The organism is Neobacillus sp. NPDC093182 (genome assembly GCF_044754045.1).
This window is the reverse complement of the sequence record NZ_JBIVOI010000001.1, coordinates 163,398-176,217: the sequence shown is the minus strand read 5'-3', so window position 1 is coordinate 176,217 and position 12,820 is coordinate 163,398. Positions and strand designations below refer to the sequence as shown.

The window sequence follows — 12,820 nt, the reverse complement described above, 5'->3', positions numbered from 1 at the left end:
TCATTTATATTATAGTTGCTAGTAAAATAGAACGCAACACAATATTCGGAAAATTCTAAATTGTATTTTCTGCACAATGAACAAGAAATTGTTTAGTTGTATGAAAATTCGGAATAATATAAAAATAAATATAGACTTTAGCATCCGAGGTTGATAAAATAAAATCAAACAGTTGTTAGTTTGATAAAAGACTTTTGTGTGATGAACTGATTCGACATTCCATTAAAAAGGGAATGGTTGGAGGATTTATGATTGAGGGTTGGCTCCATCAATGTGCTGGATTGGTTGGGCGAAGACAGTCATTAACTTCCATTATTCATAATAATTTGAATATAGTTTTAATGAAATGACCTCTTAGATTTTCCTATATATGTTATTTAATAAAAAAGGAGGAGAAGATTGATTGACGACATTAATTGCGTTAAATCGAGAGGCGGTAGAATTCACTTCGAAACCATTAAAAATGTTTATTGGTGGCAAATGGGTAGACGCGATTTCGGGTAAACGAACAGAAATAAGAAATCCTGCCACTGGGGAATTAATCACAACGGCGGCAGAAGGCGACAAAGAAGATGTGGATCGCGCTGTTGCAGCAGCTAGAAAAGCATTTGAAGAAGGTCCTTGGCCAAAAATGAAACCAAATGAGCGTGCTAGATTGATCTTAAAACTAGCTGATCTTATTGAAGAAAATGCTGAAGAGTTAGCTCACTTAGATACACTTGATTATGGGCAGCCGGTTTCATTAACTTCCGGTTTTGCAGCTGCAGCAGCTGACAATTTCCGTTATTACGCAGGCTGGGCAACAAAAATTACAGGAGAAACCATTCCTTCATCAACACCAGGTAATATCTTTAACTATACAATTCGTGAACCAATTGGGGTTTGTGCCGGTATTGTTCCTTGGAATGCACCATTAATGAATGCCATCATGAAAGTTTCAGCTCCTCTTGCAGTTGGAAATACAGTCATTGTTAAACCATCTGAAGAAACGCCTATAAGTCTATTAAGGTTCGCTGAACTTGTCCAAGAGGCTGGGTTCCCTGATGGAGTTGTGAACATTGTAACTGGTTATGGTCCGACTGTGGGTTCAGCACTAGCTTCTCACACTGATGTAGATAAAATTGCCTTTACCGGATCAACGATCACTGGAAGACAAATTATCCAAAATAGTGCATCAAATATTAAGAAAGTTACCCTTGAACTAGGTGGAAAATCTGCACATATTATTTTTGCAGATGCTGACTATGAAACAGCCCTTGCCAATGCTGCGAATTCCATCTTCTTTAATTCCGGACAAGTTTGCTTTGCTGGCTCAAGGTTATTTGTTGAAGGTAAGATATATGATCGATTCTTGGCCGATCTAGCAGACTACTCTAAAAATTACAAAGTTGGAAACGGTTTCGACAAAGAGACGGTCATAGGACCTCTTATTTCAGCAAAACAGAAAAAACGTGTCTTGAATTATTTAGAAATTGGACAAAAAGAAGGAGCCGAAGTCGTCATTGGTGGGGATGCAACAGAGACTGATTTGGCAAATGGTCATTTCGTCAAGCCAACCGTTTTAGCAAATGTTCACAATGAGATGAGGATTGCAAGAGAAGAAATCTTTGGTCCAGTCGTTGGGGCTATGCCGTTCAATGACATTGACGAGGTTATTAAACAGGCGAACGATACAGTCTATGGTTTAGGTGGAGGAATTTGTACAACCGATCTTCGTAAAGCACATAAGGTTGCCCATGTATTAAGAACAGGAAATGTATGGATCAATACTTACAATATTACTGAACCTGGTTCGCCATTTGGAGGATATAAACAAAGTGGACTAGGAAGAGAGAATGGTGCAGCTTCGATTGACGCGTATACAGAAATTAAAAATGTTTGGGTGAACTTAGATTAATTCTACTCTTTTCGCTTTGAAAATCTGCATTTAGGTTTTGATCTTATGTATTGAATTGTAAAAGGGATCGGCCTGATCTCTTTTTCGTTTAACCAAATAATAATGAATGAGGGGGAAATGTAAAATGAGAGCACTTGTTTTAGAAGATACTAGAAAATTGGTTTTGACAAATGTCCCGGATCCAACAATTGATAAAAATGGGGTAATTGTAAATGTAAAAGCGAATGGAGTATGCCGAAGTGACTGGCATGTTTGGGCTGGAGAACTTGCATCAGGATCCAACGTGTTAGGACATGAATTATGTGGTGTCATTGAAGAAGTAGGCAGTGATGTGAAGAACTTCAAAAAAGGAGACCGCGTCATTGTACCAATCTCTGGGAGCGAGGGCTCATGTCCTCATTGCTTAAAAGGCCAGGTTCATTTATGTGACTCTCCAGATATCCCAGGTTTCACCTATTCTGGCGGATTTGGAGAATACGTTCCTGTTCCTCATGCGGATCGAAATCTTGTTCACCTTCCGGAAGAAATTGGTTTTCGTGATGGTGCCGCTCTAGGTTGCCGGGTCATGACCTCTTATCATGGAATTGTGGATATTGCTAAGGTTCGCCCTGGGGAAACGGTTGTGGTATATGGTTGCGGCGGAATTGGGTTGTCTGCAATTCACATTGCAAACTCATTAGGGGCGCATGTAATTGGCGTTGATATAAATGAATCAAATCTGAGTTTAGCAAAAGAAATGGGCGCGATTCATACCGTTAATGGGAAACAAAATGATCCAATCGAAGCAGTCCAAGAACTAACAAGAGGTGGAGCAGATGTATCCGTTGATGCCCTCGGGATTGCCCAAACATGTGTGAATGCGATTCATAGCCTAAGAAAAGGCGGAAGACATTTACAAATCGGGGTGACATCGAAAGCAGAGTCTGGTTATATTTCGATACCGATCGATGAGATGCTGATGAAAGGAATTCATTTGTATACGACTTTAGGTCTCCCAGTTCATCGTTTTGATAAACTTCTATCTTCTGTGGCTCAAGGTGACCTGCAGCCAGGAAAAATGGTTTCGGGTGAGATTGCTCTATCTGATGTAAATCGAATTTTTGAAGATATGGCGAATTTCTCAAATACAGGAACCTATGTCATAACAAAATTTGACTAATGGTTCAACGGTCATTCCTTGTTAAGTCACAGGTAACGGGGGTTCTATCTTTAATAGCTTTCTAGATCACTAAATAGAAACCGTGGGGTACTATGTTGGGGGAGGGGGGAGCAATCTTCTCTCCTCCTTTTAGTGAAATCTGTAGGAATTTTACCGAAAAGTCTTTGATTATATTTCCGTTATTTTCCATTTTATCACTTTGTTCAAATACAATTACCTATTCCAAGTTTTGATTTTTTCAGAATATTTAATATATATATTGAAATGTCTACTAACTGCATTTATAATAAAAATCAAACAAACGTTTAGTTTTTTATTTCTTGGAGGTGAGTCTTATGGGTCATATAGACAAAAATGATACAATTCCGGTACGAAAAGGAGAAGATTTTGATCGAAAAGCTTTAAGAAACTATCTGGCTCAACACGTAAGCGATTTCCCTAATAAAAAGCTCGAGGTTGAACAATTTACAACAGGTTTATCTAATCTAACCTACTTTTTACGCTGTGGGGAGTGGGAAGCCGTTATGCGTCGTCCGCCTTCTGGACCGCTACCGCCAAAAGCACATGATATGAAACGAGAATCAGACTTATTAACAAGACTACATCCGGTTTTCCCTCTTGTTCCTAAGCCATATGTTTTTTGTGAAGATACAGAGGTGTTAGGTGCTCCATTTTATGTGATGGAAAGAAAACAAGGAGTGGTATTAGACGCACAGTTTCCCCCAGGATTTCACGTGACAAAGGAGCTTCGAATTGAAATATCGAATGCAGTGGTTGATGCGTTGGCGCAACTGCATACGGTTGAATATGAAAAGGCTGGCTTAGCTCAATTTGGTCGTCCAGAGGGATTTTTGGATCGACAGGTGAATAGTTGGATCCAACGCTATATCAAATACACAACAGATGAGATTCCGTATTTTGATAAAATCGCAAAATGGTTGGAGAAGAATATTCCTTCCTCCCGTTATACCAGCTTGCTTCATAATGATTATAAGTTAAACAATATGCTTTTTTCAAAAGATTTTACAAGGATTGAAGCGATTTTAGATTGGGAAATGGCCACTACTGCTGATCCATTCTTTGACTTAGGAGGAGCGTTAGGGTATTGGTTGGAACCAAACGACCCAGATTATCTCAAAAAGAGCCTCCCAACTGTAACAACAGAACCAGGTTTCATTAAGAGAAGCGATTTTATCCAAAGATATGCGCTTCAAACAGGGTTTGATATTCCGCCTCTGAATTTTTATATCGCCTTTACGTATTTTAAATTAGCCGTTGCTTTACAACAAATTTATTATCGTTGGAAGGTTGGACAGACAAAGGATAACCGCTTCTCAAACTTAATTGAGAGAGTGAATAATCTGATGTTATCGGCATGTGAAGTAGCTGAAACAGGCAAATATTAATGGGAATAGATACAAAATAACAAAATTAGTAAGGCAATAAGAGCCAGGATAAGGGAAAAGATCAAGCTTTTATCTAAGATTAAACACAGTACAACTATATGACTTTACCCATCCAAGGGGAATCATTTTTTTCCTCTTTATTGTAGAAAAATATGGGGATTGTTTTTCAAACAGTCGTCTGTTTAAAAAGGAACTTTTACTGTATAATATTACTATAGAATATTTAAGCAGTTGGATGGGTGAGGGGAAGAGGATGATGGGAAAACCAAATTTTAAAAAAACAAATAAATCGATTGAAAAATTCAATAAAATTGTAAATGCAGCAGCAAAGATTTTTCGAGAAAAAGGATATAAAGAGGCTACTTTGGAGGATATTGCGAATGAAGTAGGTATGCTCAAAGGCAGCTTATATTACTATATCGAGAAAAAAGATGATTTATTATATGCTGTAGTTGAAAGACCACTGAGTGAAATGACGGAAAATTTAAAAGTGATTGTCAATTCAGCTGATTCACCTTCTATTAAATTAGAAAAAGCCTTAAAAAGTCATATTTTAAGTTTTGAAAAATACCAAAGCGAGTTATTCGTTTGGATATCGATTGAATGGTTCAAGTCGGAGTTCGGGGGAGAAATAGCAACAGTAGGGGATGAATATGATCGCCTTTTTCGAAAAATTATAATTGAGGGAATTAAAAAGGAAGAATTTCGTAGTGATTTAGATCCAAAACTTTTAACTTTTGCCATTTTTGGTGTCTATAATTATATGCAGCGCTGGTATTCACCAGACAACAAGTATACATTTGATGAAATCTCTACACAATTTAATGCATTTGTCCTTCAAGGAGTTTGGAAAAAGTCCTGAAATACTCTGTAAATAAAGCCATTAATCCCTATATGAAACGTGTTTAAGAATTTAGGAGGTGCCTCCATTGGATAAGATCATAAAAGACTTACTGCGAACTTCTCCTGGATTATCCGCCAAAAATATCCTAAGCAAATGTCAAAAAAATATGGATTTTAATATCAGAACCGATACGGTAAATAGATATCTTAGAAAGTTAAAAAGCAGTGGAGTGCTCATAAACAAGTGTGGGCGCTGGTATTTAAGATGAAAGAGCTTTTAGTACATTTTAATAAAAATGATCGTTCTAAAACCAACAAGAGATTTTATATCAGCAGTGAGGTTTCCTTCGCATTCTTCACTGTTTTTTATGGGTTTTATTCTGTCCTCTGAGCCCTAACAATCAGAACATGGGTAAACTTTTATGAATAAAATAGATTCGTCTCTTAACAATTTTCCTAATATTCCGAAAGTTATATATAAATTATAATAATTAGTATATTATTATAATCGAACATTTGTTTGATTTTTAGTGAGTTACGAGGTGATTTTTCCTTTTTGTATTGCAAAAGAATGGAAAGGGGTACCAGAATGATTTATCAGTATCTTCCTGTAGAACGGATCCATTACGGGATCAATTGCGTTGAAGAACAGCTTGTAAATGAAATAACCAAGTTCAATGGTAAGAAATTATTAATAGTCACAACCAATAGCTTGTTAAAAACGAAAGCGTATAACCAGATGTTGGATACCCTTCATGCAAACCAGATTGAAACCTACGTAACCTGTTCAAAACAGCATGTACCTGGGACCATACTATTGAAGGATTTAACAGATATCCGACAATTTAACCCTGAACTTATTTTAAGCATTGGTGGGGGGAGTCCGATTGATGCGGCTAAAATCCTTTCATTAGTTTTAGCTGAGGACATCCAGTCAGAGGAGGAATTATACCCTTTTTCAGAGAATAGAAAAGAAAAGGTTCCGACTATGTCGGAGTATCTTCCTCATATCGCGATTCCTACAACCCTTTCTGCATCTGAGTTTACGAGCATCGCTGGTACAACAAATGAGAAGGACCATGTAAAGTATAAGTTTTCTCATTTAAATATGACGCCGAAATTCGTTTTCTTAGATCCTGTTTTCACAACGGAAACCCCAGATTGGCTTTGGATATCAACAGGTATTCGGGCAGTCGATCATGCGGTTGAGACTCTCTATACTCCTGTTCCAAATCCAATTAACACGAGTTTAGCCTTACAGGCGTTAAAAAAGTTGTATGAGCACTTACCACGATCTAAGAAAGATCCCACAAACTTAGAGGCCAGACTAGAATGTCAAGTAGGAGCGTGGCTCTCCCTATTTTCCGTCGTCAATATTAAGTTAGGATTATCTCACAGTATTGGACATCAAATAGGGGCAACCTATGACATCCCTCATGGAATGACTTCAGCGATTATGCTGCCACATGTAATGAAGTTTCTTTTAGCTAGAACGACGAATGAACAGGCTCAAATTACAGAAGCATTAGGTTTTAGTAAAGAGGCTAATACGGTAGCAGATAATGCAAGGATCGCTCCGACACTCATTAATGGGCTAATACAAGAACTTGAAATCCCACATCGATTAAGAGATTTTGATGTTTCAAAAGAAAGTATCCCTTTAGTCGTAAAAAATATTCTGACGGATATTCGTGGCGAAGACAATTCCTTTGTTTTGGGTACCGACGATTTAAAGGAAAAGATTACAAGCCTCTTAGAAGAAGTATGGTAGGGACAAACCAACAAGATGGAAAAATCATAATCATAGACTAGGTAGTTGTAAGATTCATTGGCCCTTAATTGAAAGCGTTTTATCTTTATGGGAAGTAAAAAATAGACTCACATATACGAGGTGATGGAAAATGAATTATCAAGAACTCCTAGATGGTTTTTCATGGGAAAAGGTTGTTAAAACTTTTGACTGGAACGTACAAGAAAAGTTTAATATGGGACATGAATGCTGTGATCGCTGGGCGGAAGACCCGAATCGGATTGCAATTTATTGGGAAGATGCAGAGGGAAACACAGATGTATGGACCTACAAAAGGCTAAAAGAACAATCGAATAAGATGGCAAATGCACTTAGGTCCGTTGGGGTACAGAAAGGGGACCGAGTGGCAGGGCTTCTCGGGAAGGACATGGAATTAATTATTACGGTAATCGCAACATGGAAAATAGGGGCCATTTATGTCCCTATGTTTACAGCTTTTGCTCATGATGCGATCAAATACCGCTTAGAAGATTGTGATTGTAAAATATTAGTAACAAATCAAGAACAAGGACTGAAACTAGAAAAAGTATCGGTTCCTAGTCAACTTCTTTTGATAGACGGATTAACAGCTAATGGATCAACCTTTTGGGAGTTCATTGATTCTTTTTCAGATGAGCATCAAACGGAACCAACAAACGTGATGGACCCATGCGTGATTCAGTATACATCTGGATCGACTGGAATGCCGAAAGGCGCAGCATGGGCACATAAAATTTTACTTAGTTCTTACCCATACGTTCGCTACGGAATCGGCGTCGAGGACGATGACACCATGTATGGAGGGGCAGATTTAGGTTGGGCATTTGGGCTGATTAATTGTACCTTCGTTCCTTTAAGCTTTGGCATTTCAATTCTTGTTTATAAAGGTTCCTTTAATGTTGAAAAGGTGTATTCCTTATTGGAAAAATACGAGGTCACGAACTTTGCGTATGCCCCAACAGCCTATCGATTGATGATGACCTATGGTGATGATCTTGCGAAGAAATATAACATCCGTGTGAAAAAGTTCAGCAGTGCGGGTGAGCCGTTAAATGCGGAAGTGGTCCGTTTCTTTAAAGACACCTTCGGAAGAGAGATTTATGATCACTATGGCTGTACAGAAACAGGGATGATTGTCGACAATTTTAATGTAACAGACATGGAGGTAAAACCAGGATCAATGGGTCTGCCGTCTCCTGGGTTTAATATTGCATTGATCGATGAAGAAGGGAACCCAGTTGAGAAAGGGAAAGTGGGACAAATTGCGGTTGATACAACTGCATTTCCATATTTTTTCCTAGGATACTGGAATAATCCTGAGAAAACAGAAGAAAAAATAAAGGGAAAATGGCTGTTAACAGGAGACCTCGCGAGCCAGGATGAAGATGGGTACTATTGGTTCAAAGGTCGCGCGGATGACATTATTTCGAGTGCAGGATACCGGATTGGTCCTTTCGAAGTAGAAAGCAGCCTGATCGAGCACCCTGCAGTTTCAGAAGCAGCTGTTATTGGAAAACCAGATCCTACCAAAGGGGAAATCGTTAAAGCCTATGTAATCCTAAATCCGACCTATCAACCTTCTGACGAACTAGCAAATGAATTAAGTCTGTTTGTTAAAAGCAAATTATCTAAACATCAATACCCTAGAGAAGTTGAATTTATAGATAGCCTTCCTAAAACACCAAGTGGAAAAATTCAGCGCTACCTTTTGAGGGCGAATGAGCAAACAGCTAGTAAATAAAAGCTGCTGGATTTAATATAGATTGTTTTCTAATGAGCTGCTCAAATTGGTGGGTAGCTTCTCTTTTTGTCTCGGTGTCGCTTCTTTTTATTTGACCTAGCTGATTCTGAATCTAAGTAACACGTTCCTTATATACCATTTTCTACCTCCTTCTTAATCTAATAATTCAATAGTACCTGAGCAGAAAAAAGAATGCGTGAATATTATGTTAACAATTTAAGTTTTCACGATAGGAAAAGTTTGAATTATCGTATAAAATATAAAATATTACAAAGTTGTGAACAAGGGGAAAAAGACTATGGTGCAAACGGCTAATAAACAAGAAACCATTCTATCACTCAAAAATAAGATCCTTGCTATATATGACTATCTTATTGAACAAGGTGATACGGAAAACGCAGAAAAAACAAAGCAGTTAGCAAAGAAACTGCAAAATAGGGAGTTTATGATTGCATTTTGCGGTCACTTTTCAGCTGGAAAATCAACGATGATTAACAAAGTGGTCGGCGAGAATTTGCTGCCATCGAGCCCGATTCCCACCAGTGCGAACCTCGTAAAGGTAAAATCAGGTGAGGAATATGCGAAGGTTTTTTTCAAAAATGAGAAGCCGCGGGTGTACTTAGCACCATATGATTATGAATTAGTAAAGAATTACTGCAAGGACGGTGACCAAATCGAGGAAATCGAAATCAGCCATGCAGATTCCCAGCTGCCTGCTAATACCGTTATTATGGATACACCTGGAATCGATTCTGCTGATGACGCACATAAGGTCGCAACAGAATCCGCGATTCACCTGGCAGATTTAGTTTTATACGTGATGGATTATAACCATGTTCAAGCAGAGCTGAACTTTTTATTCACAAAAGAGTTAACGGAAGCTGGAAAAGAAGTTTATCTCGTTATTAACCAGGTGGATAAGCACAAAGAAGAGGAGCTCTCGTTCGCTCAATTTCAAGACAGCGTCACGGATTCTTTTGCTGCTTGGGGAGTCAAGCCAGCACGTATCTTTTATACTTCATTAAAGTACCAAGACCATAAATTGAATGAATTTACTGAATTAAAAGCATTTATCGCACAGAAATTGCAGAATAAGGATCAACTTCTGCATCAATCCATTTTTCATTCTTTGAAAAAAATAGCACAAGATCATCTAGATCAAGAACGAAATAGACGGGAAGAGGAACTTCAGCCTATTTTTGAAGTGCTAAATGAGCTGCCTGAGGAAGATAAACAGCAATTAACACAAACCTATCAATCCCTCAGCACAAACCTAAAAACTCTTGAAAAAGGCGTCGAGGAAACAGATAAGGAAATGGACAATGAAATAGCAAAGATTTTAAACAATGCTTATTTAATGCCATTTCAAACAAGAGAATTAGCGGAAGCATTTCTTGAAGCCTCACAGCCAGAATTTAAGGTAGGGTTCCTTTTCTCAAAACAAAAAACACTTGAGGAAAAGAATGCACGGCTGGAGCGGCTGTACCAGGACCTTCAGGAAAAAACAAAATCACAGCTTGAATGGCACCTGCGTGAATATTTAATCGCGATTCTAAAGAACAATAGTTTAGATGAACAGGAGCTGCAAAATAAAGCACAATCTTTTTCTATCGAAGTTCCGCTCGACTTAATTGTTCAAACAGTTAAGCAGGGAGCCCGTTTATCTGGTGAATATGTGCTTCATTACACAGAGGACTTAGCGAACGGAATTAAAAGAATAGCACGCGAGGGTGTTCTAGATTTTAAACTTGCGCTCATGCCTGTATTAGCAGCAAAGACAAAAACATTGACCGAAATGTTTCAAGAAGAGTTTAAAAGTATTGAAAAATATGTTAGTGCACTATCTGAAAAGAACAATTTTGAAGAAGAAACAGCAAGAAAAGAAGCTGCCGTAAGCAGGTTTTTAAATGAATCAACGGAAACCATAAGTGACGATCACTTGCTATTTAATCAAGAGGAGGAGGAAGAGGCTGAAGTCGTACATGGGAAGGCACTTCCGGAGAGAGAAGCCGTTGAGAAGAGCAAGCCTCTGCCATCTGTAACCCAGGCGGGAAATATTGTAACTAAGAAAAATGAAACCGAAAAAGCAAGAAGTCATTTACAGAGCATGGTAGCTCGATTAGATCAATCTGCAAAGCTTATTGACAGTCTGCCTGGTTTTAAAAAGCTCGCTAAGGAATTAGAAGACAAAGCTGACAGATTGGCTCATAAAGGATTTACTGTTGCTTTATTTGGCGCATTCAGTGCCGGAAAGTCTTCTTTTGCCAATGCACTTATGGGGGAAAAGGTACTTCCGGTTTCGCCTAATCCGACAACTGCGGCCATTAATAAAATTAAGCCTGTAACCGATCAATATCAGCATGGCACGGTGCTTGTGAAATTTAAGGAAGAAAACGCCTTGCTCGAGGACGTAAACCGTTCATTAAAATTATTTGACCTGCAAACATCTGCCTTAGAAGGCGCTGCAAAAGAGATAGATAAGGTCATGCTTGAAAAGGGGCAGGAAGGAATAGCAGAAAAGACACACTATGCATTTTTACAAGCATTTAAAAAGGGCTTTCTCCTCCATGGAAAGCAGCTCGGAACAGTCTTGGAAACGGGCTTAAACGAATTTGCTGATTTCGTGGCGCTGGAAGAAAAGTCCTGCTTTGTTGAATGGATTGAGCTGTACTATGATTGTGAATTGACTCGCAAAGGGATTACCCTCGTTGATACACCAGGGGCGGACTCGATTAATGCCCGACATACTGGAGTAGCATTTGATTATATTAAGAATTCTGACGCGATTTTGTTCGTTACGTATTATAACCATGCCTTTTCAAAAGCGGACAGAGAGTTTTTAATCCAGCTCGGCCGGGTAAAGGAATCCTTCCAGCTCGATAAAATGTTCTTTATTATTAATGCGATTGACTTAGCTGAAAATGAAGAAGAGAAGGAAACCGTTGCGGAATATGTAACGGAGCAATTAATAAAATATGGGATCCGGAAACCACACCTCTATCCATTATCTAGCTTGCTGGCCCTAAAGGAAAAATTAGAACCAAACACAAATGCAAAGTCGGGCATGGGGAATTTTGAAGGGGATTTCTATCATTTTATTTCAAATGATTTAACGGAAATGGCTCTTACATCAGCAGGTAACGAATTAAATCGTGTTTATGAATTAGTAGGAAAACTAGTTGAGAATTCGAAAGAAGACCAATCCGTTAAGGACAAAAAACGTACTGAAATTGAAAAACAAAAAGCGATGATTAAAACTTTACTGGAAAAGCAAACACCAGATGGTTTACAAAAAAGAATAACCCAGGAGTGTGAAGAACTTCTTTACTATATTAAACAAAGAGTATTCCTCCGGTTTGGTGACTTTTTTAAAGAATCCTTTAATCCTGCTTTGTTAAGAGATGACGGAAGAAATTTAAAGAAGGCGTTACAATCAGCTTTGGATGAGCTGTTGGAAAGTCTAGGCTTCGATTTCGCACAGGAGCTGCGAGCAACAACAGTTAGACTAGACTCTTTTGCTGGAAAAGTTTTAGCGGATTATTATACTGGCCTAACTCGAAGCATGAAGGAAATAAATAAAGACTTATCATTTTCAACTTTTGAGATGAAACATGAAGAGGAGATTGAGTTTCCTCTAGCTTTCAGTGATTTAAATAAACAGCTGTTTACAAAAGCACTGTCTTATTTTAAAAATCCAAAATCCTTTTTTGAAAAAAATGAAAAGAAGCATATGAGTGATGAGCTATATCAAGTTTTAAATGTCCCTGCGGATGATTATCTGAAATCTGAAGGTCAAAAACTAGCTGAATATTACTCCGGTATTGTGTCCGGCCAATTTGAACAATTAATCACCCAAATAGAGCAGCAGGCAGAGGATTTTTATTTAAGTCTTCTTACCGCCTTAGATGGCGGCGTATCCATCGAAAAATTACAAGAAGTTTACCAAAAGCTTGAAGAGTCTAAGTTTTAATTCATTGGGGGGATG

General features: G+C 38.2%; 7 protein-coding genes. All 7 read left to right on the top strand.

Annotation, left to right across the window (positions count from 1 at the left end):
* Nucleotides 1-463: 463 nt before the first annotated feature.
* Nucleotides 464-1,897: an aldehyde dehydrogenase family protein gene (locus ACIQAA_RS00910; RefSeq protein ID WP_402615561.1), complete on the top strand. Its 1,434-nt coding sequence runs from the start codon at nucleotides 464-466 to the stop codon at nucleotides 1,895-1,897.
* A gap of 124 nt (nucleotides 1,898-2,021) precedes the next feature.
* The gene (locus ACIQAA_RS00905; RefSeq protein WP_402613743.1) at nucleotides 2,022-3,056 is read left to right on the top strand and encodes a zinc-binding dehydrogenase; all 1,035 of its coding nucleotides are present in this window, start codon (nucleotides 2,022-2,024) and stop codon (nucleotides 3,054-3,056) included.
* A gap of 335 nt (nucleotides 3,057-3,391) precedes the next feature.
* Nucleotides 3,392-4,462, top strand: coding sequence for a phosphotransferase family protein (locus ACIQAA_RS00900; RefSeq protein WP_402613741.1), 1,071 nt, complete (start codon nucleotides 3,392-3,394; stop codon nucleotides 4,460-4,462).
* A 256-nt stretch (nucleotides 4,463-4,718) separates the two neighbouring features.
* On the top strand, nucleotides 4,719-5,324 hold the full coding sequence (locus tag ACIQAA_RS00895; protein ID WP_402613738.1) for a TetR/AcrR family transcriptional regulator: 606 nt from the start codon (nucleotides 4,719-4,721) through the stop codon (nucleotides 5,322-5,324).
* 570 nt (nucleotides 5,325-5,894) lie between these two features.
* Nucleotides 5,895-7,076 (top strand): iron-containing alcohol dehydrogenase, encoded by a 1,182-nt coding sequence (locus ACIQAA_RS00890; RefSeq protein ID WP_402613735.1) that lies wholly within the window; start codon nucleotides 5,895-5,897, stop codon nucleotides 7,074-7,076.
* Nucleotides 7,077-7,206: 130 nt separating this feature from the next.
* Entirely contained in the window at nucleotides 7,207-8,835 is a 1,629-nt protein-coding gene (locus ACIQAA_RS00885; RefSeq protein ID WP_402613733.1) for an acetate--CoA ligase, read from the top strand.
* Between the two features lie 298 nt (nucleotides 8,836-9,133).
* Entirely contained in the window at nucleotides 9,134-12,805 is a 3,672-nt protein-coding gene (locus ACIQAA_RS00880; RefSeq protein WP_402613730.1) for a dynamin family protein, read from the top strand.
* Nucleotides 12,806-12,820: the final 15 nt, after the last annotated feature.